We start from the raw sequence: 26,933 nt of genomic DNA, 5'->3' as shown, positions 1-26,933 counted from the left end.
GACGCTGAGGACGTGGCTATTTCGATCAACCCCGTAAGGTAATCGGAAAACATCGCTCGTTAGATTATAGAGTTTCTCATCCTTCGGCATTGGACGGGCTCTCATGTAAAGGCGTCTGAGGCCGCTTGCTTAATGAGAACATTAAAAGCAGCTCTCTACGGCGCTTTTTGAAAAGGATCAGATCTGCCGGGTCTGGGCATTTCTCGGCAAACTGTTGGGCGAGTGTTACTGATTCTCTAAAAACATTCGTAACCAGTGCGATTTCATCCCACAACTGAGAGATGGTCCTTTCCTGAGCCTTAATCTTATCTTTGAGGTCCTGCTTGGTTATAGAGGACGATGAAGGCTTGACTACGGTTGAATCGTGAATAGCTTTTGCGGCCTGGCGTCTCAGGTGATCAATAGTCGTAAACCCACCAGGGAGTATGTCATTCGCTCTGTTCTTAAGCGTATTGAGAGACATAGGAGAAATAAAAGCTTCGCTAACCGCCAGCTTTGCAAGTCCACTTTGGCTCTTCAAAGCGATCAAAAGTGTTATGTTTTCTTGATGCTCGGCGGGTGAGTGAATAATCGATTCGAGATACTCAACGCGAGAAAGAACAGATCTGTTGCTAATCTCAAGCTGAGCAGACACCTGCCGTGATGCTTTCTTCATGAATTTTCTCCGGTGATTTTAAAGAGGATCTCATGGCGCTTTCCTGTCGGTGTGTCGAAGAAGACTGGCTCTATCTTTAGCAACCCTTCCATCATTAGGTCTTCGATATAGTCTGCGACTTCATCCGACTGCATGATGGAAAATGATGACAATCCGTAACGCTCACGTAGGAGATTACCCAGATCTTCTGTGTTGCTCTGCCCTATGAGAAGTGCATCAGATGCGTATTCGGCACCGATTCTTCGCAACACCTCTCCTGGAACGGTCTCTGTGATGTAGTGATAAACATGCTCGACATTCGTATGACCCAAAAACCACCGAAGTGTGTCTAGGCCGCCAAATCCGCCGGCCCAGAAGAATGTCATAGCGAAGAAGCGTCTAAGTTGATGGGTACGAATGTAATAACGATGCCCAGTAGCGTCCTGTTGGACTTCGAAATAGTCAGAAAAGCGGTTTAGCACCTTGGCCGCGTCTACTGAACCCATCGCAGACAGGCCAACTTCGCGATAATGAGGCTTGCTGAACAGCCTATCTGAAATCGTAACTGAACTAAGCAAGGAGAGCTTCTGACGAAGATCACCCAAGCTCAGAATGCACCGGGCCGCGACATTGGGAATGGGACGAAGGACCTGTTCACGAGTCTTGCCGAAGTTCCGTTTCCGCAAGTCAAACTGTAAATAATAGCCATGGGACTTCTTAACAAGGCAGGTATCTGCCTTAAGATCCCTAAGCTCTCCAGAACGTCTGGCACTAAGCGCAGCGAGTATTATCCAGATGGCACCATAAAGTACCTCAATTAGCTGGAGCAGTCCCTCATTCTCTCTGAACCGCTTAAAAAACAGAGCGCTACCGCCTCCACGGTTCTGCCCGCGAAAATCTGCCGAGAGATCCCAGATACTTACTCCGATGTCTCGCAACCTCTTTGGGATCAGCTCTATCGTTTCAGATTGGGTCAAATCCCCGATGGCACATCCACGTGCATCAGCCTCTCGCGCCAAGGCCAGATATCCATCGATAAGGACCTGACCCAAATCTAAGTAGAACTCCACTGCGTTCCGAAACGATGAAAATACGACGTCCCGAGGCAGCGACCGGTAACGCCCGGTGCCCTTCATCTTAAGTTGCCCGAGGAAAGCTCTATTATCCAAGGCTGTTAGCGAAAGATGGTTGATATGGTCCAGCCCACAGAGCTTAAGGAGTTCCATCGGTTTAAGCGATTGTCGGTAGAAATCAACCCCAGCCTCAGAGGGAAGTGGATCATCATACAGAACCATGGACGAAACCATGGGATACTCTCTAAAGGTCTTCTCGGATGGGCTAAAGTGGAGCTCGTCCAGCACCAGCCCCCGGAATTTAGGCGTCACTAAAGTTCGCTCATGATAAATTTCAGAGTAGATACTGTTTGGAGAAACTTGATGACTAAAAAATGAATGCCCATCACTACCCGCCTTAATCGGTATGCGTTTGTAGTTTCCGTTGATCCACAGAAAAATCCTAGCCGCAACAATCTCCGACTCTGATAAGCCAAGGTTGCTCTCATCTACATCATCAACAATAGCGATTCCAGGAACCTTTGATAGAACGTACTGTGTCTCCAGCTTCGTAACCTGATGGCTGTTGAGGCGAAGGAAACGCTGTAGCTCTTCACGCGCAGCGTAGAGATTGTTCTTAGCGTACTGATCAGTAGCCAACACAGCCATGAACTCAGTTATGTCATGCGGCGTAATTAGCTTGAACTGATGGGATGCCAGTTGGAAATGCTCGGCTCTCAGGAGAAAGTAGTCGATGATACCTAAGGTCGTACGAACCCTTTGCTGTACCGTCTTCGGGGCAAGCTGGCTGCCTCCGGTGGCCAACGGATGGGACGACAGACATAAATATGCCTTTATGCTTTCCAAAAGGTTGTGATGTCTTGGGTGGGTGAGCAGTAGCCCATCATCGAGCCTAACCCTGAAATCAATAACAGTGTCTCTCTTGCCATTTTCGGCAAAACGAGCGCTCCATACTGGGTCATCGAACTTCGAATTGAGCCATTCAGCGCTTCGGAATAGTCCTAGATCCGCATCGACTGATCGCGTTATGAAGTCCAATTCGCGAGGTAGCGCGCTGCTATCATCCATAGACTAGACCCTCAAACTGTTGAGGATTCGCTATCCCCTTAGCCTTAACTAGACAACCGCGGATATATGGATCTAGATAACCATCAGATTCAATGTGAGCCTCTATCTTCGCTGCGAACTGGCTCCAGTACACAGCCGTTCCCGCCGCACGTGGGCCAGCTTGCTCAACGGCCATTTTTAGCGAGAGGAGCACACCAAGAACGCCTTCATCGATAGAAATAACGATCTCTGGATCTGACGAACCAGATATTTGCTCAGAGGAACTACTCAGCTGTTCGGGTTCTTCAGGCGGCGTTCGAAGGGCATGCGCCTCTAGAAACATATCCAACTCACTCATGCTGCTAAAGTCCGTTGCATCAAGCAGATAAGGAGAGTCCTTCATAGCGTGGACAATCACCGCGTTTTGGAAAATCCTGACCCACCGCTCTTGGAAAAACTGCATGATGGTAGGCGGCAGATAATGGTTCATGGCGACTCGTTTCGAGTTGCCTAGTGACTCTGCCATTTTCTCTATGCTTAACGACTTGAGGTAGACGAGAACACCTGCGGTAGCCCTTATCCGGGCCAGCGACAATACGGAGACCATGTCTCCTAACTCGGCGCTATGAGCTTGTATAAAGGCTTTCTGCCGGAGGATCTTGGCGAAGCTGGTCTGGTTTGTGAAAGTGTAAGGTTCCTGAAAGCCCTGACCACCCGCGACGATGAACAATCGTCGCCAGGCATCATCCCTTTTCTCCTTGAGATAGCGCCTAACCGGGGCCGTGATCTGGATAAGCAGCTCGACCACCGAAGCTGCGTCGTCGCTCAGTACAACCTCCTGTTGCTTCCCTTTCCGGTTTTTCTTCACAACAAGCACAGATCCAGAGTCGGTCTTAACAAAGCCGGTTCGCTTACCGTTTCGGTCGAATAACTCGCATTTCAATAGAGATGCCTCGGTCAGAACGGGATGCTGCGCTACTAGCCAGAGAGCGATGGGAGCAATCGCATACTTCGTCGGCATAGCCAGATTCGCCGCTAACTCCGATGTTGAAAAAGAACTCCCTGTTGCGCTTACCAAGTGGCCGCGCATAGCGTGGTCGATGATTGCAAATCCGTTGTGGGTTTCTTTTACAGTTCTGATAAGGCTGTTCATCCCCATCACAGGCTGGCCATAAGCCCGAGCAGATATTCGAGAACCTAGCGTTATCAGATCCCCTTGATCGCAGGCCTGATCAATAACGTTCAAACGATGAGCTATGTGATCAATCTCCCGTCGAGCCCACCGAACGACTTTATTGAAGTCGTCTTCGATCTGTCTGAATAGAAGCTCCGTTGCCTCCTTATCTGTGACAGACAGTGGGATCTGGGTCAAAAGCTTTTGTGATACAAGGGATTCACCATCAGCGTATCGATGGTGGCCTACTTCATGGAGGAATCGAGTGAGCTTTTTGCTCCCTTCGGGCCACACATCGCCAAGCGGGGAACACATAAGCCCTCCGCTAACCAGAACAGACTTTGCCCAACAGATGATTCTGATCCATTGGCGCTGAAGGTTTGCCAACACCCGTTCCGTCGGTTGGGTTTGGCTCCGCTCGGAGTACCCTTCGAAATGCCAGCGCTGAAAGCTCCAGAAAAGCTGATATACAAAGACTGGATCTTGGAGCACGTGAGCGTTTAAGGAAGGTCTGTCTATCGGATCATCGTCATACCAGCGCAGAAAATCATCAAATCGAGAGACCACATTAGCGTAGTTACTATAATGACTATGAGCCAAGGCGTGCTTCTTACTCTCCTGGTGTAATTCCATCGTAAAATCAGGCCCAAAAACATCGAAGATGGCTCCCATCTTTAATCGAAATGAGTTCGCGCTTCTGTCTGCGACTTGCCACCCCATGAGCTTGGCTGCTCGTACAGGGTCAATCCCAATAGCTTCAAACTGAGCGATGCATTCTCGGACCTGGCTATCTGTAAGGTCTGAATATACAAAAATATTGATAGGAGACGATTTAGACAGCTCAGCGAGGAGTTTAAAGAAATACCGGACAAGTCTCTGTCTGCCTGAGTATTTTACTTCAGCAGCCAGAAAACAGTTTGAGTAAAGCGCGCCATAGAAAAGGCGCTGAATGCTCAGAAAAGCATTTGTTCGAAGGTCTAGAGTGCTTGTGATAGGTGGATGGTTGATTAGCCACAGGAAACATTCGAAGTAGAACACAGCCCTATTAGCGCTCCGCCGCTGGGACGGCGGTAAATTAGCAAGGTGAGATTGAATTAGAAGCAAAACATTACCGGACAGAACCAGAAACTGGAAATTCTTATCTGTGTGGCCTTTCGTAATGATACCTTGGGGAAAACTTTTTGGGGAAACCCGACTCATAAAGAGATCTCACTCACCTTGCTCTACAAGATAAGCCTACTATAAAAAACTGTATATACATACAGTTTTTTATAGCGCGAGATACTGCTAAATGACCACACTGCTCAACTACGGCCGCAGATAACTACCGTATAGCCGTCTCTGAGGAGCAGCGTTAAAGGGGGAGAGGGCATACGCTCACTGTTGCTTTAACAGAGCCAACTGAAATTTCCGGAACCGGACGTTAGATGATTTTCCTGCGCATATACCGGAGTCGGCACAATGCGGACATACGGAGCGGCCTGATCGATGTCTTTAGCTGCGATTTAGCTGCCGCTATAAAGGAAGATTGAAAGAACACCTCTCATCTTATGATGCTGAGGTGCTTAGTACCCGCCAAGTTGCCTTAGTTATAAGAAGCGAAAATTTCTCTACCTATTTTGGCAATAGCTTTATTTCTCTCGTCAAACGAAGCTTCAGTCTGGGTGAGATATATCGCAACAATTAATGGCTGCTGTTCATTTGACCAAATCGCAGCGGTGATTCCCCTAGACCCAAAACCACCAGCACCCGACCTATCAGCAATTGACCACCCCTCTGGTAGCACTGAACGCAACAAGCTATCGGACACCTTGTTGCCAGCCATCCATTCAATTAATTGTTCTTTAGAGCCACTTGAGAGTTTCTCGCCATAAAGCAGTTTCCCGAGGCTTTTTACAATCGCGTTAGGTGTTGTTGTATCACGCTCATCCCCGCTTCGCGCTTCATTTAAATGAGGCTCTATACGATCCAGTCGCGTTACTTCATCACCGAGTTCTTTCATGAACAAGGTCAATTCAGATGGGCCACTAATACCGTCCAGTACTATATTAGCCGCTGTGTTGTCACTCATAACCATTGCAGCCGTGCAAGCCTGCTTGAGGGAAAAGCTCTCTCCAACAAGCTTTTCTGTTATCGGCGACCAAGTAATAAGGTCTTGTTCCTCAATCTTCACAGATCGATCAATCGACAGCTTCGCCGTTTCAACATCGTGGAGCAATTTCGCACATGCAAGAGTTTTAAAGGTGCTCATCAACGGAAAACGTGAATCGCCGTTGTAATGCCAAAGGTAACCATCAGAAACGCTGTAGATTGAGACTCCTACTTTAGCACCCAGGTTTTGCTCTACCTCTTTGATGCTGTTGACTATCAGGTCTGGAGAAGAGTTGGCAGGAATGCTGAGGGTTAAGCTGCTTAACAGCGATACAAAAACAACAAATTTGGAGTACATACGATAGTTTTTTCCTAGGGAGCCTCTGAATAACTCGGTGCCCGCTCTGGATTGCAGGAAAGTTCTGAATCACGAAGCCGGGTTGCAGGCATTGCGGGTTCTGTCAAAACCCGGCGACACCGAGTCAGGACTTTCTTGCAATCCCCATCGGGCGCGGCTTTCCGGACCGTATAGCGGCGTTGGCGAACTTGAAAAGGGCTCGCCATTCTCTGCGTTCGCCGCCTTGCTCTGCAGCCCGGAAAGACTCGCGCAGAGCTGTGCAGAGTTATTCAGAGGCTCCCTAGATATAAAGGAAGGTGTTTCCTGCTCGCGACGATACATCAAAACGAATATCGATTAAAGAATTAGCGTCTGTTATGGGTCGCGACCTGCGGTTTAAAGCAGCTTCGAGTGAAAGAGAATTGCGTCTGCTTTACCAGTTTGTTTAAAAACTCTCACGGTTCGGAGTGGGCCAGCGCTTATCGAGGCCACCGAAGTTGTTCCGTCTCGCCTGAGTCGGACAAGGCCATTTATATTATTTAGTTAACTAGCCTAACTCAACTTTGCTCGGATGAGCGCTAAGGCAACCAATTAGGGGATCCCAGCGGGGATCAGTGAAAAAACTCGACCGAGTGATAGTTGTCAACGCCGTAAAAGTAGGTATGAACGAGATTTATCTTACTATCTTATTATTTTTTCGTTATTTATTAATAGATTTCAGAACATTGACAAAAAAGAGCAATATGGGAAAAGCGCTGGGGAGGGAAAGCCAGCCGGGACGCGTTCGGTGTACAACGGCACACGCCAGGCCGCGGTTACCGGGCCTTCGATGGCGTTGCCAATAATGGTGATGCTCATGTGTCGCTACCACTTGATACTGTATGGATATACAGAATAAGGGCAGGCGAACAGATCAGCAAGATGGCAGGTCGATGTGTCAGAGAGCTTGAGCAGGTTTTTACGCATGGCTCTGTGAATTATCTGCAGTCACGCTGAGCTTACAACCAAGCACCCCCAGCACTTTGTTAATGGTGTCCAGTTTTGGGTTGGCACCTTCTGCGAATGACTTGTACAGACTGGCGCGCGTAACACCCACGTTTGTGGCGACTTCGCTCATGCCTTTGGAGCGGACAGCCACACCCAGGCAGTGAACCAGATGTTGGGTATTGCCGTCTTCGGCAGCCTGACGCAGGAATTCCTTAATGTCTTGTTCAGTCTCAAGATACTCAGCCGCATCAAAGGGCTTGGTCGCTGTGTTGGTCATCTCTCGTTTTCCTTCGTTCGTTTGTTTGCTGAACTTGTCTGGAGCAGCATCCGGTAATTTTCAACCCACAGCAGAATGCCTATGTTGAGCGATATGTAATCCCCTCCCGAAAAATGATGGATTCTATTCCGTTAAAAATGGGGGATTACAGTCCTCTAGCAGAGATGTTCAGCACTACATCATAATGATTGACGAGTTATCTTATGGCACTTACCTGTTGCTGGGTCTAGAATGACTCACTTGTTATGGTGCAGCATTGCCCAGGCGTCAGTTCAACCAAAATAGCTACAATGGAGATGATTTGTGAAGAAAATGCTATCTAAAATTGGACTGACTGTGTCTCTGATTCCTCTATTCATTTATTTTGCTCATCTTGTATTTGAGATAACACTTCATCCTATACCTATTGCACTGGGACTGATATCTGTAGTTTTGGCCTCCTACGCCTCTTATGTATGGAAAAAGTTATTTGACGAATCACTTTTGTTTGGTATTAGTAATGAACTCTTTGAAGGCGTAAGAAGAACGTCAATATCGGTCGGCTTCATATCATCAGTTGTTGTGTTGATGTTTTTTTATCTGACAGATTCTGAATTATTTGATGATAGATACATTATTCTGGTTCCATCTGTCATTTCATTATCATTTATTATATTTAGTTCTCTTGTATGTATTTTATTTTGGAGCTGGGAGGGGTTTAGCTTAAAACGTATTGAGAAGCCAGAAATGATTACGCCTGAAGCCATCCCTGCATTGAAAGAACAAAATAACGCGCTACCTTCTTTCAAGTTAAATAAAAGTGGTTTATTGGAAGCTAAGGGTAATGATGGGTTGACTGTATTCTACAGATTGCTTGCAGCAGCGTTTGGCGTGACAGTTCTTTCATCTGTGATTGGTTATTTTAACACTGATGAAGAAGATTTAATGAGCGATAAAGAGCTTTTTAATAAGATCGTAATGCAAGCGAAAGCCAGCATACCAATGAGTGTAGCACCTAATACAACCCTATTTGACGTTGGCACAGACGGCGTTTCATTGATTTATAAATACAAGTTCTCCGATATGGATAGTAATGATTGGAAAAAAATTGACAAAGAAAAAGTTAATCAGCAACTCAGAGAAAAATTTAGTGATGTATATTGTTCGGATAAAAAACATTTTACTTATTTGGCAAGAAGTAAAATGATTAGAGTTGTTCTTGCGGATGCGAATGAACAACCATTTAATGTCATAACTTTTACTTTTGTTGACTGTATGGATCTTGATAGTCTTGATCTTGATGATGAATTTTTGCCTATAGATTCTTTTGCTCGTTAAGAGGGTGTTTTATGGATATGCCTATCGTTTTCAACATTCCGCACTCATCGTTCAACATTCCTGCTGACGGTTGGCGTTTTTATACCGTACCTGAATGGGCTGTGGCTTGCGAAATGCTTATTCTTAATGATTGGTTCACAGATGAAATCTTTTCATTCGAGGACACCAAGAAGGTAGTCGCTCAAGTTAGCAGAGTCTATGTTGACACAGAAAGATTTGTTGATGATGCACAAGAGTATATGTCGCAATTTGGGATGGGTGTCATATACACCAAAGGAGCCTTTGGTAATGAAATAAGACGCCCACTCACGGAGCAAGAGCGAGAGAGCATACTTCAGAAATACTACTACCCACATCATCAGGCACTAGAGGCTGCTATTCAGGAATCAATCGATAAGCACGAACATTGTTTGCTCATTGATGCACATTCATTTCCAGATAAGCCATTTCAGTATGAAAGAAGTTGCTCACAAGAGCGCCCGGATATTTGCATCGGATTGACAGATTCAAACACGCCTCCAGAAATTGTAGAGTTCATATCAGGTCGGCTTAGGGAATGCGGTTACACTGTTGCTATTGACTACCCTTACGCTGGTTGCTTGATCCCAAGTAGATTCATCGATGATAAGCGCGTATCTGCATTGATGATTGAAGTAAATAGAAAAATTTACCTAGAAGATTTCGAGGTTGTCTACTCAAAGGAATTATTCTTGAATCCTAATCCATTGCAAAGAAAGAGTGGTATGTATCGATTCAAAAATAATTTTGAAGATATCATGGTGGAAGTGTATTGGAATTTTATATCGAAGGATAAACGGACTGTCACACCTCAGCAACATCACCAAAGACGACTTAGCAGAATGCTTGCTGAGCGTGTAAATGGTGTTATTCCACCGGAACTTAGCTATTGGTGGCACAGCAACTACTAAAAATTATTTCAAAATGACTAGCTTTGGGATTGCATAGGAATCGCCATAAACAATAGCATTTTGTGAAAATTTATTCCCGATATCGCAGGCTGTGTTAAAATCTATTTTTGGTATAAAAATACTATCTTCTTTTGGCCATTCACCATTGATATCACACCCAAAGCCTTCATAAAAAGAATATCCCATGACGGAAACGGCCTGAATCAATCTGGATTGCATACTCCGGTTTATCTCTTGGCTGTTCAAAGCGCCATTAGGATTGAAGGCTGTTACGAATGCAAAGCAATCAGATTTTGTAGCTCTGTAGATATCAAGTAAATCTGTCGATTTTTGGCCAATCTGTAACGCAATCAATTTGCCATTAAAAAACACATTGAATACAGCATAAAAGTATGCGTTTATTAGCTCATCAGGAAGTTTTGTATTAGCGTTGTAAATTATATTGGTTCTCATCGTTACTTTTTCATTTTGGCCATGAATTCATTAATATCAATATTTTCATACCCGATGGTTTTCCCCTTGGCGTAATACGCATGATGGACAGCGTACTCTTCAAATTCAAGCCATAGGCAAACCTTATCGAAATCGTAAAAGGGTGCATTAACTATGCAGAAGTCGAGCCATTCAAATTCGTCTGTATCTTCAGGTGCAAAGGCTCTGAACCCAAGACCCTCCCAAAACTCAATGATTTTCCCAAAGTCTATAGAGTTCATTGCTCCATCTCTGAATAGGTGGTCATCATGCCAGACCGTATGCCCTAATGCGTGTTTATGGTCATTCAGACAGGCATTCCAGCCGCCTGGGTATTTTCTCTCGATGGTTTTGATTGGGACGATTATGTTGAAGAAGTCGATTAGTACAGCCATATTTTTAACCCATTATGCTTTATCATATTGCTTGCAATGTATATGCCTTTCGGTATAAGTTCAATGCCTTAATTATTACTACTCTAATGGATTTTGATTCCGTATTTTTTAGGATTGAGACAAAAGTATTTGAAAATTCTAGGCTGTGGCAGTAATGGTAGGTGCAGCGATTTGATCTCAGTGGTGACACTATGGAAATTCTTTCTTTTTTTATCCGCGACAGGCTGGTGAAAATTGGTCGTAATATTCGACACAATGACCTTCCAGATGTGGAAATTGTAAGCAGCTTTTCTGGATATGACTCTATAAATAGAGCCGGTGGTTTGTTCTGGGAAAAAACTTGTTCGGACCTGTCAGATGATGACCTGATTAGTCTCATCTATGGGGTTTCTTATTTAGAAACATTCCACCGTTGGATTGGTGGATCGGCTGCTTCATGCATTTTTATTTTCAGGCTACTTATTAAGCGCAATATTTCGATTGAAGTTATTGATAATGTATCTGAATGGATTATCAGAAATTCCTATAATCACTATAACCCATTAGGTTCTCGGGTTAGATTGGGTGCAAGAAATTACAGTGAATATTTGGAGCTTAGTAAAAAGCGAGCCATTAAAAAAGCCGAGCGAGAAAGAATTGAAAAGATTAGACAAGAAAAATATGCTCGTGAGCGTGAAATTAGACGAGTAATGGCTGAGGCCTGCAATAATGACAGAAAATCCTCTATTAGATTAGAAATAATCAAAGAGATGGAGGCGCTTTCTCTTGTCGATAAACTAATTTTCATATCCGGCCAACCTATGTATCCACCTCAATTTTTCCCTACCTGTATTGCAGACTCCTGTAGGTTGGACGACCTTATGCTCTTATCGCCAGAGGTGCGAAGTAATTTAGCGGCTCGCCTTAGAGGTAGAAGGAAGGGGCCTTGGGGTAAATTTCGCACTCGGCTGCGTGAGTGCAGAGAAAAATGTGGAGATTTTTTATTAACCAGCGAAACCGATAATTCTCTATTTGCTTGAATTTTGAAGCATGCCTGATGAGTCAGTTTTTCAATTCAGAATTCTCCTGAAAATTTCACCATCTATCGCAGGTTTTCAATTTCACAATGGTACCTGCAAACCCCCACACTCAAAAACGCCACCGCCAGCTCATTGCTGTTGCGCAGGCAGCCCTGGTCATTCCGGTGGATCATCAGAACCCCATATTGGCTGCGGGTACCGATGCATTCTCCGTCTTCAATAATCTCGAACGGATCCGGTATCAGGCGGGTGTTGGCGGATGAAGCCTTATCGATGGGTTTCACCACGAAGCCTTGCTCGGTCAGTTGCCGGGTTATTTTTTCATTGTCGTTGGCGGCCGCCACGCTGTAGTGCTGAGGATTAACCTCAAACATTCTGAGCACGGCTTTCACCAGCGGATAGTGCTCTTGCGATGCCATCAACAGTTGCCGTTGGCGTCCGACCAGCGATGGCAGGCTATCCAGGTTAGGTGCGCATTCTATTTCTGAAAAAGCGGCATCTGACATTGCAGCCGTTTTATCCAGCATGCGTATCCAGGCATCGTGGTTGATGTAATGCAGCAACGCATGGGGGTGGTCCTCACCGGTAATGCGTGCATCTTCCCCGCGTTTGTTAAACCACATTTTGCGGTTGGCATTAAAAAATACTTTTTCTGCCGCTACTGCTACGTCCGGATTTAATCCCAGCGCAGCACCAGCTTGAGCGAACGAGCGGCCAACCGATACCAGTCGCAGCATTTTTAATATGTTCAGCAGGGTTGGCGGTTCAAACCTCAGGCTTTGCGGCGTGTTCTGAACCGGTGGCTGGTATTTTTCATATACATCAGTCTGCAAGGCGCCGGGAATAATTCGTGTCCGAAGCGATGCTGCTGGTACCAGCCGATCAGCCCAATCCAACAACAGATGGTTGTAGCTCACCATACCGGTAGTGACGTGCTGATGCCCCATCAGACGCGCCAGCGCCATGGACGAACGGCGGGAAAGATCATGCTGATTCCCCAACACGCATCGTTGTATCCCTTCCACATCCAACCCCTCCAGCAGTTTATCCGCCGCCGGTGTGCCAATCCCCAGCATTACACTCGCCATACGGTTATGAAATGCATGGCGGGCATGGTGCAGCACCAGCGTGGGATTGCCGGTTGCTTCTCTGATCACCCGGATCAGGGCGGGAGAAATCAGTTCCATTAAAGGGCTGGGCTGGATTTTCCCCCTTACCAGATCACACAAAATGGGCTGGTTACGATCCTGTCCTGCGATGGCGTCATAGCGCGTCATCACCCGATCCAATATTTCAATTTCTGGCGGGGTAAGTTCAAACAACAGCGGTATTGCCCGGCGGCTGCCGTCATTTTTTAACCGGCGGTAACGATTGTTGCGCACCAGAATCCAGTGTTGTGTTTCGTTCTGGCACCAGTCTTTACGCAATAAAAAGCGGGCTTCATTTTTGCGCAGCCCAAAACGGTAGCAGGCCATCAGCACAAAACTCAGCAGCAACCACTGATCATCATTTGGGTATTGCTGTTTAATCAGCGTCAGGCTGTGCAGATAATCGGTTTCGGTTATTAATCCTGGCCGAACCCGTCGCTGTTCATCGCCCAGTGATAATTCAGCCCAATCGGGATCCGTTACCCCGGCCTTACGGGCGACCCGATGAAAACTGTACAGTCGGTCGCCCAGATAACCGATCTGATTATCCCGGATGCGTTTGAACTCCAGCATGCTGCGGTACAGATCGGTGATCTCGTCCTCATCCAGTGATAACAAGTCGACATCAAATGCCAATTCCAGAAACGGCATATTCAGAGTGCCGAAATACGTGGAAACGCTGGACTTTGCCAGGGGCTGGAATCGCTTACCGCGCCCTTTGCCCCGTCGGATCACATGACATAGCCAATGACCCAACAGCAGCATGGCTGTGCTGACCTTGCCCTCGAATTGTTTGGTTATTGCCTGAACCTCATCGGCTATGCGGCGCGCGTCAGATGTCGTATAGCGACTGATGCAGTCCTGAAGTGCTCGTTTGAATTGTTTAGCGTGCTCTTTCAGCGCGTCGTTATCGGCTGTCGCATAGCGCCCGCTCAAAACGAATAATTCTGGATCCGTGGTACCGCTGTCCTCACCGTCATTAGCCTCAGCACGGATGGCCACCGGCTTTTTGCCTTCCAGTCGGATCTGATCCTGCATGGGTAACGCGCAGCTTAAAATTCGCCCGCTCAATACTGCGGCTACCATGCCCGGCAGAGTGATCAGATTGACCTGATTAACGACGGTTGCCACAGCGTTGACGACGGTTGTTATCTCGGTGTCAGCCGGCAATTCCAGCACGGATTTTAATTCGAGCACGGCAGGATGCTGAGCCCCCACAGCTGGATCCGGCTGGCTTTTGCCAGCCTGGCCCCACGCCAGCAAGCTAGCCACCCGATAGCTCACCTCATGACGTTGCACGGGCGCGTGCAGATTGTCCTGTTCCAGCTCTTCAGAATATTCCAGATAATTGCGCCGCTGGTGCTGAACGATTCGGAAATTCAAACCCTGCATCACATCGTTCAACAGACGCCCATAGCCGATGCGTTTCTGGATCGCCAGCAATAATCCCCCCAATACGGCAGCATCGCTTCGGCCTGTTTTTGTGCTGATGTTGGTGATGCCCTGCGCCCATTCCTGCAGTCGCGGCAATAATCCGAGGCTTTTTATGACAAAGGGCTTCAGGGGATTAGGTTCCCGCAATACCGGTACCGGATAGCGCTTTAATACGAACTGATGATCACCGCCATCTTGCGCCAGCCGCTTACGCAGCACATTTAACCGCACCGCCGCAAAATGGTGGCCGATCTGCTGTTTGCCCGACAGCATTTGTCCGATCAGTCGCTGGATCTCATCGGCGCCCAACTCTGACAGTGGCCTTTGTTTGGCCACTGCATCGATTTCAGCGCGCGCTGTTTTAATTGCTTTGTTCAGTGCGATACGGCGTTGTCGCTTACGCTGTTCTGCACCAAATAGCCGACGCGTCCAGAGCTCAGGAGTATCACCGGATATAGCGTCTGACACCGCTGAATAATCGGGTATCGCCGTGGTTGGCAGTTCGGTTAAAAACGGCAGCGCATTAAATGCCCGCTCAATGGCATCGCGGTACTGTTCAGCATCATCTATCCAGCAGCGGGGTGAACGGTCACCCCAGGTGTGTGCATGCCGCTCCGAATGTCCCATCCAGCCGTCAATTACCTCCGGATGTACCTGTAACTTTTGCAGCTGTTGTGCATAGCGGTGGCGGAACAGGTTGTTGGGTAGCGGCCAGGCAAACAGATCAGCCCCCGGCACCTCGTTTGCATTCATACTATTCCAGCACAGCTCCTCGCTGAGCGTAAAAAACAGCGGCAGTTCAGCTCCAGTGCCGCTGAGCATTTTCTGAATCGCCTGAGCCAGTAATGGCCTGCTGTCTGTCAGCGCCTCGGCTAGTTGCTGCAGATGTGCCAGATACTGTTTAACTAATGCAGAGATACCAGTGGGCAGTGGCACTACCCGGCCATCGTGGCTGGCGTCATCGGATTTATCGTTAATAAATACAAGACCCCGCACCGGATCCAGACAGCTAGGTTGTTCGAACGGATCGCTCAGATAACGGCTGCCGGTCGCAGCATACAGCGCAGTGACCACATAGATCGCGATGCGGTTGTGTGCCTGTGCCAGTGAGTCGGCAGGCTGGCGCAACACCTGGTTGGCCTGCTCAATGGCATCCACCAATTGCGGCTCCTGAGCCGCCAGCAGACTGCCGAGTACATGAGTGTCCGCTGGTGCGTCGCGTAATGAGTCGGTTGGCGTTAAATCGGTGCCACGTTCAATGGCTTTAATGTCCCAGGCGGAATAGCCACAGGCTCCTGGTAATCCTGAGCGAGGGTGAGCGCTCATTATCCGGGCCAGATAGTGGTCTCCGGTGCGCTCAAAAACAGTCAGCGCATTGAAACCCAGCAATTTACCGCCCGTCAGACGTTGCAGTGGCTGGGGAAGAGCTTGATTAAACCACGAATCCACAGCTTGCTCGTCCGCTAATGCGACCCAGGCATCCTGCAGGGAATGGTACTGTGCTCGAACTGCCAGGCCTGCGCGTACCAGTGCATCAGTCACAGGTGGTGGTAGCTCAAACTCCAGCATATCCATAAACGGGGTAACCAGCTCCCGTTGAGCATCGTTCGGACGCCAAGCGTTCTGACGGTGAGTGACCTTTTTATGTAACCGCCGACCATCGGGACTGATGGCCCAGTCATCAGTCGGCTCATCCTGAATGTAAAATCCCAGTGTCAGTCGTAATGAGCGACCGGTATGGCACGCCAGCCAGCAGATGGCGGCCCCCAGTGCATCGACCGTCTGCGTTGAGCTCAGTGTTGTGTTGATCCATTGCTGCAGCTCGTCGCGTTCAGTTGGCAGAGGTGTTTCCCATTCCCATGGCAGGAAATTAGCCGCAGCTGCCGTCTGCAAAAATACACTGTTCGCCGATAACGTTTTACGGGCATGGCTCTCGCGAGGTTCGACCGGAACCAGCAATAACAGATCGGATTCGTCGTCGGGGCTATCCGTATCGGCTGATGGCGGTTCTGCCAGTGGAATCTCTACCGGGGTGTCGTCATTACTGGGAGTCGTCAGCCATTGCAGGATGGGTTGCTGGCGCAACCTGGCCAGAATGCTGGGAGGCGTTGTAGAGATTGAGCCGGGTTTTGCTTCCGGAGGATGCAGTTCGCCGGCAGCCACCGCCAACACCCGATGGAGGAAATCGGCCTCAGCTTTACCGGACGGCTGGATTCTATTGGCTTGCTGGAATTTGGCGGCAGCCTGCAGAGCAAAACTGAACCCACAGAATGACAGCTCGTAACGCTTCTGCTCGATCCGTGTGCGCGCTAGCAGCGAGTCAATAATTGCCCATTTTTCTCCGTCTTCACTACCGAGAACGTATGAGCGAATTAGTGGTACCAGTTTTTGATCGCCGTGATAACCATGATCCACCAGACGAATAGCGTCCTGAATGGTCAGCCATAGCCTGAATTGACGGCGAAGACTCGTGATGTCCGGATCTGTGGAGTGATGTAACGGATTGATCAGCAATAGCAGCGTGTGTTGGGTTGGATGTTTGAACTTATCACGATTGCGCTTCGTTGAACCCAGATGGCCTACAGCAGGAAATTGCTTTTGGATTGCAGTGTCCCTGCTGACTGCAGTAGCGAATCGCACCAGTGAATCCACCACTGGTTCGTTGAGCCAGTTATTCAGTATCAAACGCGACTCCGGTGTGGCAGATGAATAAAGTTTGATAATAAATCTGCCTTTTTAGAGAGAATAATGATCAGTTTTTAATTAAAGTTTGATAATAAAATGATCGCAGACGACGACCAACTGCAAGACTCACTAAAATAAAGTTTGTTCAAAATTTGTCCGTGACCAGGTAAGCTAATCACGCTCCTGTGGCTTGCTCGTATCGGACATATCCCCTCTTGCGGGGAAGGCAGGTAGTTGATATTTTCATCAGACTTTGTTTTTAAATATCAAACTATATTTAAAATAATCAAACTTTATTTAACGGCGACATCCGGATCATTGAACTCATCAGCCAGAGTCGTCATGTTAGTGGAGGCACTTTTCGTACTGTTCAGTCCCAACAGCTGATGGACGAGCAGAGCCTCTGTCAGCAGATTGTGGCGATCGGCCCATTCGAAATAGGGGATCAGATGCTCTCTGATATGCCCAGCGTAGGGGCGGGTTGATGGTCTTTCTGAGCTGCTGCTGGCGAGAGATTCTGTGCCCAATTCCGTACCCCTAGGGTCCTGGATGGTGGCCTGAATCGCGAGTTCCGTGTGCCACCAAAATCGATAAATGACGTTCTGGGATGTAGTTGTACCTGAAAACGGCAGGGCTGGAAAGTGGCTTAAAGCGGCGGTTTTGATGGTTTAGTGTAATTTAAGAATGGTTATGATGATCTCTTGTCGTAATTCTCATAACCGTCGTCGGTTCGAATCCGGCCCCCGCAACCAACACTCCCTGCTCAAGTGTTGATGATTGTGTCAGAACCTTTTTAGCGCGGGATGGAGCAGCCTGGTAGCTCGTCGGGCTCATAACCCTAGCGAAGGGGAGCAAAAATGTATTTCATTGGCCGGGTTTCTTGCTGAGCTGAGAGCCGACAATCGAAATTCAGGAATCGTTTTTGATGACCCAGTAAATTCTCTAGACCACAACTGGCGTGTAAGATTTGCCAAAAGAATTTCGCAAGAAGCAAATCAGCGCCAAGTGATTGTCTTAACGCATGATATTCCTTTCCTATGGATGCTGCAAAAGGAATGCCCGGATGCTCACGTTATTGGACTGACCAGAGGCGAGAATAGGACAGGCATCCCCCAGGAAAGTCCTCCATGGAATGCTGAGACTACAAGCAGAAGAATAGGGAAGATAAAAAATGCTCTGCCTAAACTTAAAAAGTTTGAATCTCTATGCCACGAAGATTTTGCAGAAGAAGCCAAAAACCTCTATGGAAAGATGCGAGAAACCTGGGAGCAACTAATCGAGGAGTGGCTGGTTAAAGGGGTTGTGGAACGATTTGGTAGAGAGATTCACCCGTCAAATATCCGCTATCTTGTTGATATATCGGAGCCGGATGTCCAGACAATTACTCAAGCTTACGATCGTTGTAGCACGAACTTTACAGGCCACTCAAAAGCTATCGCCTTGGGGGCGGGATATGTGACCTATGAGGACGTAGAGCGTGATGTGAAATTGTTAGAAGAGTACTTTCAGAATCTTAAGAAACGCCGCCAATAGATCCTGGCTGCACTTTCCGCACGGTACAATTCTGAACTCCTGTTTGGCGGTGGAGGTTATACCGTTATCATAAGCGCTTCTTTTCCCTAATCCGGAAATTCCAATTTTGGGGTTGCGACATGCCTTGGATGGTTAACACGTAGGTGCTTTGTTTCAGATTCTCTGGTGGGTGCTTGACGGCCCTGCTATCCGTCGTATGTTCTTTTCAAAGAACTTTCGGACCCTACCATGAATATGACACACACCATTTCACCAGACTTCGATGAAGCAAGACCTGTTGCGATCTTCAGATCTGGTGATGTCGTCTGGGTTAAGGCAGATAAATCCTTTTTGATTTCCCCTCTGTCTGATGCAATGCCTATCCATAGCCGGATTTATGAGGCCAAGATCGCGCTGGCAGAGGCAAGATCACGCCCGCCGGTCCTAATGAAGAGTGAGATCGATAGCCGGTTTAATGAATCGGAATGCCCTGTAAAGACAGTAACCCTCGTGGATGGTCGTATTGTCTCCGGCAGCGGCAAGCCCTGGGTGCATAAGTGGCGCGCGCAGAAGGCCTGTAAGTCTCTCGGTATAACGGACTTCTTCTGGGTTAATGGTGTGGGGAATGATGGCCCGAATGGTAGAGCGTGGTGGCTGGAAAGAAAGCGAACTCCCAGCAAGCTGGACCTCTGGAGAAACGCAGATGTCATGGCCATCAATCATGATTACCGGTATGTTATTGAGCGAAAACCATCAACATCTAACGAGGAGTGGACAGGGTTTGTTTGGGAGATGCGTCAATGCGCGAAGCAGTGGAATGCACGTGTGTTTCCGAAAATCGAAGCGGTTGGATTCAAGTCTGAGCGCGACTATGTGGCATTTCTAATTGCTTGGGATAGCCTCTCAGGATAGGAAGTTAATGCGTGAGACGTTGGCGGCCTGAATTATTCCAGTTGCTGCTTTACTGCCATTAAAATCTTTGCCGTTGTGATGTCTTCAACTTCTTTTGGATGTTGATCAATAACTTTTAAACAATGACCAGGGCCAGAATGCTGGGCACAACGACAGAATCGATGATCGCTATGCGAATCATCCAGACAACTTTGAATTCAGTACCAATGAGTCACCGGTTTAAGGGCCTGTGTCATTTCGGAGAGTAATATGGATTTACCCAGCGTTACGCCGTGGCAGTTTGTGTCGCGTAAGCTGACCAGTTGGCTTTTGGAGCATATCGAATACCAACTTGTATCCCGTGATTCGCCCTGCGATTGTTGTGCCGCAAAACCAGATACTTGGCCAACACCTTGCAAGGCAGCTGTCGTTAAAGATGGTTATGGCCGCGAACTGCACATTTGCGAGGATTGCATTCCGCTCTATCAGTCCAATGCTGATGTGATGGGTGTTGAGCGTGCCGCTGGCAACTCCGGAGGTGTGGTACCGAATAAATTCGGGATGCTGGCTTCTGTTCTGGTGGTAGTTGACCAGGCAGGGGTTACACTCATGGCACCAAAGAAAATTGCCGACAAGTTGCCCAGTTCCTTCCCTGTGAACACCTATGAGTACCCAAGTCTATCCGATGCTTATCAACGTATCTACACCAGGGATTGGCAGTATCCGGCTGTGTTCATTACTGATCTTGGGAAAAAGAAAGGCGAACTCGTGCGCAACCTGCGATTTTCTTACTCGGCTGAAAAGGCATTTTTATGCACTGCTGAGAATGTGTCACCACTCAATCTCGGTGCCATTAAGGAGTGCTTGAACATTGCATCTAGCATGGATAAAAAAGCGCGGACGCTGGCGATCAAGCTGATGCGTGACGCCCCCAATGGCCGTATAACGCCGAAAAACATGGCTTTGGCAATAAAAGATCAGCCCAATGTCAAATCCCTGCTGATTGCAGCAACAACCGATCCTGTAATGCGGATCGCAGTAGCCCAGGCGATGAAAAATGTTTGAAGTATTATTTCCGACAACCAGGACAACCCTGTACGAGATCCACCAGCTGATTTCGGACTTCCGGGAGGTTAATCAGCTCGAAGCCGCAAGGCTACAGTGCGCGAAGCTGGGGGGATATCTGTATGTGCGTTGCGATGAACCGTTTAACGAAGCTCGTGAGCGGACCTTAGTGAGCGCCGGGCCTGTTGAATTCAGCTTTGATTACAGCTGTGAAAAAGTGATCTCGTTTGATGGCTCCAGGCGCAAAAGCTTGGTTAAAAGCCCGGAGCAGATTCAACAATCCATCCGCCGCGCTCTGCAGGATGGCGGCTTGACCGATATTGAGTTTGTCTGGGGTGAGCGTAAATGGGAGCCATTAAAGAAAGGGGTGAAACACTACATTCCCATCGTGCGCGTGACGGGGCAGGCGATCATCGGCAATCCTGAGCAGTTTCGTGAGCTGTTGTTGACCGGTGTTGGCAAGCGGCGCTCATTCGGGCTTGGTATGCTGCTGCTGGGGGAATCTGCCTATGCTGATTGATTCTGTCGTGTCGTTGACGGGAGGGGCTGACCGGCCTGTCCAGCAGCGACTATTTAATGACCTGATTAACAACAGTACAGGGCTGGCTTTGTTCAATGCCGGTACCGGTATCGGTAAAACGCTGGCTTATCTGGCTGCGCACATTCAGTCCGGTGGATCAGTGGTGGTCGCTGTCCCGAACCACCAGCTGGCTCGTCAGGTGATGTCATCGATCGATGATATTAATATGCACGCGGGCACTCTGGGCATTAAGCCCATCAAGGCGGGCCTCAGGCTTGGGCGGCAGGAATACCTGTCACCCGACAGGGTGTCTGTGCTCTTCGACGCTTACACAGCCGACAGCGATAAAGACGATGCCCGCCTATGGAATGAATTGCTGGCAGCCGCGAATGCCTCCGATGACAGCAATCTGATTCAGAACTTTATTGCCGAATTCGGAGAGCTTCCATCTGGTATCACGGCCAACGACATCTGTTGTTCTGCGGATGATAAAAGCAGCCGAGCGCTAGTGGCTGAGCGCGAGAATGAGCAGGATCTTGATGCAATCATCGTGTCTCACATCACTCTGATCGCGACCTCTGGATTCAATTCATTGCCTAAGAAATTCAGAATAAAAGGACGTCTGATTGTGGATGAGGCGGATGCGCTAATCCACACGGCAGAAATGCTGTATTCCCGACGCATATCGGTGAATGCGATTGCCCGGAAGTCTGCACTGAATGCAGAGATAGGGAAGGCCATTGATAAGCTGCTGCCTGGTATCGAGCGATTGGGTGATGGCATCCATTTCCTGATGGGTATGCCGGATGTGTGGCTCGCGCTCACGAATCTGGCTGAAGTGGCTGCTGAATCACTCGGTGATCATCCGTTCGTAACACAGCTGTATCGATTCTTTGAATTGTCTGCCCGCAATGCGGCCATCAGTGTGATTAAGGGGAAGGCTACCCTCCTGCAGCTCTCCACGTTCGCTGCCCGAGTCTTTGCCGCCCGCATTGATGGCTATGCATCCGTCTGGTTATTGTCCGGCACCCTGGACATCACATCGGAAAAGGAACACTCCGCAAAATGGCTGTGTAAAAAACTGGGCATATCAGACGCCCCACACTTTTATGGGCATTACGAGCCGCAGGATTATGGGCGAGCATCGTTCACGCTCGGGCGTGGTCCGGTAGCGATTAAGAACGAGGTCGTGTCGCAAGAATTCATCGGGTTTTGCGCAGCGAATATCAGCGGGACCATGCTGGTATGTACGGGCTCGCACGATGAAACTGAGCGGCTGACTGAGGCGATTCGCACTCTTGGCCGAGTATCCGTGATTGAGGATAGGCCAGGCACCTCGATGAGCAAGGTCATTCAGAGTTTTGCGGAGACGCCTGACCCTGTGGTCTTGGTAACCGCCCGCGCAGCGGTCGGTACCGATATACGGGCGAGCGATGGAACTCAACGGTTCCGCAAAATGATGATTACCCGACTGCCGTTTTCTCCGCCGCCAGACATGGGTGACGTTGAATGGAGGGCTGACAGGATCGGGGTTGATCCATCCAAGGTGCAGAGCTGGTACTTCCAGGATTCTTTGCAGACATCAGTACGTCGGTTTGTGCAGACAATCGGACGGGGAATTCGCACTGAGCATGATGAGTGTGAATTCCTGATCATGGATAAACGAATGCCGGATGCCGGGGCGAAGGGAAGCAACACGATTTTCCGCGATGCCATCCCTGAGCGATTCTTCCGCGATTACATGAGGGCTCAGCACCTCTCTGAGGCTGGTTGCGCTAAGTCTGAGGAGGTTGAGATTTTTATATGACGCCTTTCCATTTGATAATTGAACCGGGAACGCCATTCGTGATCCCCAATGATGCCATCCAGCTGGATGCACTGCTGTACTACTGCATAGGTTCGCGCTGGGATATCTCAGAGCCAGCTGCAGTCATTGAATGTATGAGGGAGTACCTTGCGTTTGATGAAGAGATCGGAGTGTTCAAGGCGAGTGCTATGACAATGCTGGTGACACCCGAGGAAGGTGTGTCCCTTGGCAGCATTCAGCGCGTAGACGATCTGCGGAACAAGCTGACGCGTGAAATCTTTGCTGCGAAAAATAAGTCGATATTGCTTGCTGGCGGGCCTACAAAAAAACGCCTGACGCAGAGGCAAAGTTATTTTGCACCATACTTGCATTTCCATGGGGTTGGCGATGGCGGTGCCATCCGACAGCTGCTTATGCAGCATCTGCCTGGTATCGGAACCGATGCACGTACAGCCTCATCCGGAGAGTTCGTATCAGCTCGCGTTATCCCTGGTGATTTTTCATACGTGGAGGATGGAAAGGCATTGCGGCGACTGCCGCTGAAATATGGTCAGCAACTTGGACTGAAGAACCCGGAGCCTGTTTGCTTGACTCCACCGTACTACCACAAAGAGCAGGTGCTGGGCTTTGCGCCCGATCGCATCATTGTAAAATCTCTTTCACATTATTTTTCCTGAGCGAGGCATCTGATGAACGACGCTAAACACACAATTTTCTTAACCGGTAAAATGCTCGCTGAAGAACCGCTGACAGTGACGCACAAAGATGCGCAGACAGGTAAAAATCATCGTCTGCCACGCGCTGGACGGTCTGAACAGGCGCAGCCTTACTGGCCAGCATCGAATATCCGAGGTGCGCTGCGTCATGCGATGACTCGGGCAATTGCGCAAGCCGCTGAGGCGTCGGGTAGCAAGTTGAATCTGGCCAGTGCGTTCATGCTGGGACAGGGTACGGACATTGACGGAATCATCAAAGACAGAGATGGCATGATCGATGGCGATAAAGACCTGCGTGCAGTCAATCCAGGCATTTCTATCCTGGGGCGCTGGAAGTTGCCCGGTAAGATGGATGTAGGCAATGCGTACCCGATCACGCCGGATTGCGTTGCGTACTACGGTCAGGGTGCGCGCCGCATCATGTTTGAAGTGACGCCGGAGTTGGTGGACGATCTGGACGCTGCTGACCAGCAGCGTCTGTCTGAGCTGCTCTCATGGCAGACAGAGGCCTCGGCCAATAAGGCTGACATCAAATCACAGATTCGCGCACTGAACGATCAGATGAAGACGGCAGACAGCGCGGCCAGCAAACGCCTCCTGAAAGACCAGATCGAGGCCCTGAAGGAGCAGGAAAGCGTCCTCAACAAGGGAGGGAGCGATGATGGTGCTACCGGCATCCGTCGTCCGCTGCCAGGGTATGAAGCGTTCAACGCCGGGACCGAGTTCAAGCAGAGCATCACACTACACAATGTGACGATGATGGAGGCAGGCTTATTTGTGGCAGCGCTCGTGCAGTTTATGCGATACCCACAGCTGGGTGCTAAATCCGCGTATAACAACGGTAAAGTTGCATTTGAGTGGGATGTTTTACGTTACGAATCGAAAAGCAGCCTGAAGCCGGTTAAAACTGGTGAACTCAGACTGAGTGCAATGGATGGTATTGATCTGCAGGATGATCTGCTGAGACAGTCGTATGAGGCATGGTGTCAGGCCAGCGCCGATCTGAAAAGGGCGGAAATCGATTTTCAGCGCCTCGCTTAATACTGGTGGATTTTAACGGGGCACGGAAGCCCTTATACATCAGCTTGTTAGTTTAAGAGTGTTTCCTGCGGACGCAGGGGTGAACGGCGTTATCATGCTGGCTGATGATTCAGGCGCGAGTGTTTCCTGCGGACGCAGGGGTGAACGGTAGGCACCGTTTCCGGTCAGGGCAAAGTCTGAGTGTTCCCTGCGGACGCAGGGGTGAATGGTCGTCCGCATACCGAACCACCTGCACTTTCAGGTGTTCCCTGCGGACGCAGGGGTGAACGGTCGTCCGCATACCGAACCACCTGCACTTTCAGGTGTTCCCTGCGGACGCAGGGGTGAACGGGAAACTTTGATATTCGCAATTGAAGATGACAGGTGTTTCCTGCAGACGCAGGGGTGAACGGGGCAGTGTTGATCACTATAAAGTAGACCTGTTGTGTTTCCTGCGGACGCAGGGGTGAATGGTCATCCGCATACCGAACCACCTGCACTTTCAGGTGTTTCCTGCGGACGCAGGGGTGAACGGTAGGCACCGTTTCCGGTCAGGGCAAAGTCTGAGTGTTCCCTGCGGACGCAGGGGTGAATGGTCATCCGCATACCGAACCACCTGCACTTTCAGGTGTTCCCTGCGGACGCAGGGGTGAATGGGTGGCGATCGTTTGGAGGTATCGGTCAGTTAGGTGTTCCCTGCGAGCGCAGGGGTGGATGGCGTACTGCAGCGTTCAAAATAAAGTCGGTAACTAACATAGTGGTCACACTTTTGGTCAGCCAGGTAAGCGATTTCGTGACCAATGAAGGGGGAAATGTGGAAGAAACCTGCAAAGACAAGATGGAGGTGGCCCGCGCCGAAGCTATCGAAAAGAATCAATGCTTTTCAAAAGGCCGCCTTCGAAATGAGTTTAGGATGAAGCCTAAGCCTGAAGCCGATCCGGTGGCGTTATACAAGAACGGTTACGGCAGGGAGTTTGGTGTTTATAGAATTTCTGATTGCGTGCCTATGAAAGCCCGTAATACCAAACCGCCGAGCGAGAAACAAATGCGTGCCAGGGCAATCTTGGCCATCAAGGCGAAGCTGAAAAGCAACGAAGCCATAGCGTCCAGCAGGGCAGTTCACTGGCTTAGTGAAAACCCGCTTTTCCTGGACACTGAGACAACCGGCCTCGGTGACAAAGCGCAGATTTTGGAGCTGGCTATCAGTGACGCCCAGGGTACAATTTTATTTGAGACGAGAGTACGGCCAACTGTGCCGATAGATCCTGAAGCCGAGGGCGTACACGGTATAACTGCCGAGTCTCTAGCAAACTCACCAACCTGGCCGGAAGTGTCGGCCCATGTGCGAAAAATCCTCTGTGGGGTCCTAGGGATTTTGCCCCCAAATACTGCAAAAACCGCTGAAGCCCCCGTATTTACTGGCCTCCAAGCCACTATTAATTTTAATTTAGCTCAAGTTTCAGTATCTTCTTCGGCCTTTGGGTCAAAGAATGAGCAGAAACAAGCGACTATCGATTCTCACTGCCGCTGAAATCGAGGATTTATACGGCGTCCCGTCCTTCAACGAATCGTATCAGCGGTTTTACTTCACATTGAATGATAAAGAGCGTGCTGAGCTGGCCAGAATAAGGCAACGCAAGTATCGCTGTATCGCCATCGCATTGTTGGGCTACTTCAAATGCAAGCCCATCTTGCTCAATCCGACATTTAAATCCATGCGGGATGACCTGGAATTTATTGCGCAAAATCACTTCGATGGCCTGAAATTTCGGCGCTTCAGTCTGAAATCTGATCAAAAGTCCCGCATTTATGAGCGGATTTTTTCCATGATCGATTATGAAAATTGGAAAGATCCTGAGCATCAACCCCGGCTTGTTGAACACTTACTGGTCTGCGCTGAAAGCTGGGTCGCGGCGCGTGCTCTCTTTGATGCTGCCATTGAGTTCCTGGCTCACCAGAAAATCGCCATTCCTGCCTATAGCACCCTGCAGAAGATCGTCAGCCAGGTGGTTAACCAGCATCAGCAGCGACTGCATGAGAAGATCGGTGCCGCGTGTAGCCCAAAATTGACGGCTATACTAAATACACTGGTATCCGGTAATGACCAGCTTACGTTAACACAATTGCGCGGCAGCGCGCGCAATTTCACCGGTACCGAGTTGCAGAAAGAACTTGCAGTGTATCACCACATTCAACCGCTGATGGCAGAGGTGACCGCTGTCCTCGACTCGCTTTCTCTGTCTCAAAAAAATCAGCAGCACTATGCCGAACGGATTCACTATTACGGCGCCAAAATAAAACGTCAGTCGCCTGCTAACCAATGCTTGTACCTGCTGTGCTATCTGCAGTCTCGGTACCAGCAGGGCTTGGAGCGCATTGCGGAA

General features: G+C 49.0%; 21 protein-coding genes and 1 CRISPR repeat array. Of the genes, 12 read left to right on the top strand and 9 right to left on the bottom strand.

The features are described 5' to 3' along the window. Window positions 1–76: 76 nt before the first annotated feature. The 5 genes from I9W95_RS17420 to I9W95_RS17400 all read right to left on the bottom strand — a co-directional run bounded on the left by I9W95_RS17420 (window position 77) and on the right by I9W95_RS17400 (window position 7,620). Window positions 77–655: a hypothetical protein gene (locus I9W95_RS17420; RefSeq protein ID WP_025441396.1), complete on the bottom strand. Its 579-nt coding sequence runs from the start codon at window positions 653–655 to the stop codon at window positions 77–79. Then, window positions 652–2,775, bottom strand: a complete 2,124-nt coding sequence (locus I9W95_RS17415) for a site-specific integrase (RefSeq protein WP_225677226.1) — start codon at window positions 2,773–2,775, stop codon at window positions 652–654. The genes I9W95_RS17420 and I9W95_RS17415 overlap by 4 nt, the downstream gene beginning before the upstream one ends. Then, window positions 2,768–5,128 (bottom strand): hypothetical protein, encoded by a 2,361-nt coding sequence (locus tag I9W95_RS17410; protein ID WP_025441398.1) that lies wholly within the window; start codon window positions 5,126–5,128, stop codon window positions 2,768–2,770. Before I9W95_RS17410 ends, I9W95_RS17415 begins: the two co-directional genes overlap by 8 nt. A gap of 385 nt (window positions 5,129–5,513) precedes the next feature. After that, a complete protein-coding gene (gene bla, locus I9W95_RS17405) occupies window positions 5,514–6,377 on the bottom strand; it encodes a class A beta-lactamase (RefSeq protein WP_025441399.1) in 864 nt (287 codons plus the stop codon). Window positions 6,378–7,314: 937 nt separating this feature from the next. Next, window positions 7,315–7,620, bottom strand: coding sequence for an addiction module antidote protein (locus I9W95_RS17400; protein ID WP_225677224.1), 306 nt, complete (start codon window positions 7,618–7,620; stop codon window positions 7,315–7,317). 303 nt (window positions 7,621–7,923) lie between these two features. Here I9W95_RS17400 and I9W95_RS17395 point away from each other — a divergent pair, with 303 nt between their 5' ends. Beyond that, window positions 7,924–8,937 carry a hypothetical protein gene (locus I9W95_RS17395; RefSeq protein WP_225677222.1) on the top strand — a complete coding sequence of 338 codons (1,014 nt, stop codon included), beginning with the start codon at window positions 7,924–7,926 and terminating at the stop codon, window positions 8,935–8,937. Between the two features lie 11 nt (window positions 8,938–8,948). Further along, the gene (locus I9W95_RS17390) at window positions 8,949–9,866 is read left to right on the top strand and encodes an N-formylglutamate amidohydrolase (RefSeq protein WP_225677220.1); all 918 of its coding nucleotides are present in this window, start codon (window positions 8,949–8,951) and stop codon (window positions 9,864–9,866) included. Window positions 9,867–9,869: 3 nt separating this feature from the next. On the opposite strand, the gene I9W95_RS17385 is transcribed toward I9W95_RS17390, so the two are convergent. Together I9W95_RS17385 and I9W95_RS17380 are read right to left on the bottom strand one after the other, a co-directional pair. After that, window positions 9,870–10,319: a DUF3293 domain-containing protein gene (locus I9W95_RS17385; RefSeq protein WP_225677218.1), complete on the bottom strand. Its 450-nt coding sequence runs from the start codon at window positions 10,317–10,319 to the stop codon at window positions 9,870–9,872. A gap of 2 nt (window positions 10,320–10,321) precedes the next feature. Next, window positions 10,322–10,732, bottom strand: coding sequence for a hypothetical protein (locus I9W95_RS17380; RefSeq protein ID WP_225677216.1), 411 nt, complete (start codon window positions 10,730–10,732; stop codon window positions 10,322–10,324). Window positions 10,733–10,923: 191 nt separating this feature from the next. On the opposite strand from I9W95_RS17380, the gene I9W95_RS17375 reads away from it, so the two are divergent. Continuing rightward, window positions 10,924–11,751 carry a hypothetical protein gene (locus I9W95_RS17375; protein ID WP_225677214.1) on the top strand — a complete coding sequence of 276 codons (828 nt, stop codon included), beginning with the start codon at window positions 10,924–10,926 and terminating at the stop codon, window positions 11,749–11,751. A gap of 62 nt (window positions 11,752–11,813) precedes the next feature. Here the strand turns inward: I9W95_RS17375 and I9W95_RS17370 are convergent, their stop codons facing one another. Then, a complete protein-coding gene (locus I9W95_RS17370; RefSeq protein WP_225677212.1) occupies window positions 11,814–17,018 on the bottom strand; it encodes a hypothetical protein in 5,205 nt (1,734 codons plus the stop codon). 293 nt (window positions 17,019–17,311) lie between these two features. Then, window positions 17,312–17,545 (bottom strand): hypothetical protein, encoded by a 234-nt coding sequence (locus tag I9W95_RS17365; RefSeq protein WP_225677210.1) that lies wholly within the window; start codon window positions 17,543–17,545, stop codon window positions 17,312–17,314. Between the two features lie 250 nt (window positions 17,546–17,795). Here I9W95_RS17365 and I9W95_RS17360 point away from each other — a divergent pair, with 250 nt between their 5' ends. From I9W95_RS17360 to I9W95_RS17320, 9 genes are all read left to right on the top strand, one after another. Further along, window positions 17,796–18,551, top strand: coding sequence for an AAA family ATPase (locus tag I9W95_RS17360; protein ID WP_225677208.1), 756 nt, complete (start codon window positions 17,796–17,798; stop codon window positions 18,549–18,551). 228 nt (window positions 18,552–18,779) lie between these two features. Next, complete coding sequence (locus I9W95_RS17355; RefSeq protein WP_225677207.1) at window positions 18,780–19,442, top strand: hypothetical protein; 663 nt, start codon at window positions 18,780–18,782, stop codon at window positions 19,440–19,442. Window positions 19,443–19,691: 249 nt separating this feature from the next. After that, a complete protein-coding gene (locus I9W95_RS17350; RefSeq protein WP_225677205.1) occupies window positions 19,692–20,486 on the top strand; it encodes a hypothetical protein in 795 nt (264 codons plus the stop codon). Then, the gene (locus tag I9W95_RS17345) at window positions 20,479–21,006 is read left to right on the top strand and encodes a type I-E CRISPR-associated protein Cas6/Cse3/CasE (RefSeq protein WP_225677203.1); all 528 of its coding nucleotides are present in this window, start codon (window positions 20,479–20,481) and stop codon (window positions 21,004–21,006) included. Before I9W95_RS17350 ends, I9W95_RS17345 begins: the two co-directional genes overlap by 8 nt. Further along, window positions 20,996–22,813: a helicase C-terminal domain-containing protein gene (locus tag I9W95_RS17340; RefSeq protein ID WP_225677201.1), complete on the top strand. Its 1,818-nt coding sequence runs from the start codon at window positions 20,996–20,998 to the stop codon at window positions 22,811–22,813. Before I9W95_RS17345 ends, I9W95_RS17340 begins: the two co-directional genes overlap by 11 nt. Next, entirely contained in the window at window positions 22,810–23,490 is a 681-nt protein-coding gene (locus I9W95_RS17335) for a hypothetical protein (RefSeq protein ID WP_225677199.1), read from the top strand. Before I9W95_RS17340 ends, I9W95_RS17335 begins: the two co-directional genes overlap by 4 nt. Before the next feature lie 12 nt (window positions 23,491–23,502). Beyond that, on the top strand, window positions 23,503–24,570 hold the full coding sequence (locus I9W95_RS17330; protein ID WP_225677198.1) for a hypothetical protein: 1,068 nt from the start codon (window positions 23,503–23,505) through the stop codon (window positions 24,568–24,570). 58 nt (window positions 24,571–24,628) lie between these two features. After that, window positions 24,629–25,264: direct repeats of the CRISPR family, unit length 26 nt; unit sequence GTGTTCCCTGCGGACGCAGGGGTGAA. Window positions 25,265–25,342: 78 nt separating this feature from the next. Beyond that, window positions 25,343–26,080: an exonuclease domain-containing protein gene (locus I9W95_RS17325; RefSeq protein WP_451923599.1), complete on the top strand. Its 738-nt coding sequence runs from the start codon at window positions 25,343–25,345 to the stop codon at window positions 26,078–26,080. Next, on the top strand, window positions 26,040–26,933 hold an 894-nt coding region (locus I9W95_RS17320), incomplete at its 3' end, for a DUF4158 domain-containing protein (RefSeq protein ID WP_225677195.1). The genes I9W95_RS17325 and I9W95_RS17320, both read left to right, overlap by 41 nt.

This window comes from Thalassolituus marinus, assembly GCF_020320395.1.
Lineage (GTDB): Bacteria > Pseudomonadota > Gammaproteobacteria > Pseudomonadales > Oceanobacteraceae > Venatoribacter > Venatoribacter marinus.
Note: the sequence above shows the minus strand (reverse complement) of the source record. Positions and strands in the feature narration are given on the sequence as shown.

Coding starts and splice junctions, on each gene's coding strand:
- I9W95_RS17375 (WP_225677214.1), top strand. CDS start 10,924: ATGGAAATTCTTTCTTTTTTTATCCGCGACAGGCTGGTGAAAATTGGT.
- I9W95_RS17400 (WP_225677224.1), bottom strand. CDS start 7,620: ATGACCAACACAGCGACCAAGCCCTTTGATGCGGCTGAGTATCTTGAG.
- I9W95_RS17335 (WP_225677199.1), top strand. CDS start 22,810: ATGACGCCTTTCCATTTGATAATTGAACCGGGAACGCCATTCGTGATC.
- I9W95_RS17415 (WP_225677226.1), bottom strand. CDS start 2,775: ATGGATGATAGCAGCGCGCTACCTCGCGAATTGGACTTCATAACGCGA.
- I9W95_RS17350 (WP_225677205.1), top strand. CDS start 19,692: ATGGATTTACCCAGCGTTACGCCGTGGCAGTTTGTGTCGCGTAAGCTG.
- I9W95_RS17420 (WP_025441396.1), bottom strand. CDS start 655: ATGAAGAAAGCATCACGGCAGGTGTCTGCTCAGCTTGAGATTAGCAAC.
- I9W95_RS17355 (WP_225677207.1), top strand. CDS start 18,780: ATGAATATGACACACACCATTTCACCAGACTTCGATGAAGCAAGACCT.
- I9W95_RS17330 (WP_225677198.1), top strand. CDS start 23,503: ATGAACGACGCTAAACACACAATTTTCTTAACCGGTAAAATGCTCGCT.
- I9W95_RS17380 (WP_225677216.1), bottom strand. CDS start 10,732: ATGGCTGTACTAATCGACTTCTTCAACATAATCGTCCCAATCAAAACC.
- I9W95_RS17385 (WP_225677218.1), bottom strand. CDS start 10,319: ATGAGAACCAATATAATTTACAACGCTAATACAAAACTTCCTGATGAG.
- I9W95_RS17345 (WP_225677203.1), top strand. CDS start 20,479: ATGTTTGAAGTATTATTTCCGACAACCAGGACAACCCTGTACGAGATC.
- I9W95_RS17340 (WP_225677201.1), top strand. CDS start 20,996: ATGCTGATTGATTCTGTCGTGTCGTTGACGGGAGGGGCTGACCGGCCT.
- I9W95_RS17390 (WP_225677220.1), top strand. CDS start 8,949: ATGGATATGCCTATCGTTTTCAACATTCCGCACTCATCGTTCAACATT.
- bla (WP_025441399.1), bottom strand. CDS start 6,377: ATGTACTCCAAATTTGTTGTTTTTGTATCGCTGTTAAGCAGCTTAACC.
- I9W95_RS17410 (WP_025441398.1), bottom strand. CDS start 5,128: ATGAGTCGGGTTTCCCCAAAAAGTTTTCCCCAAGGTATCATTACGAAA.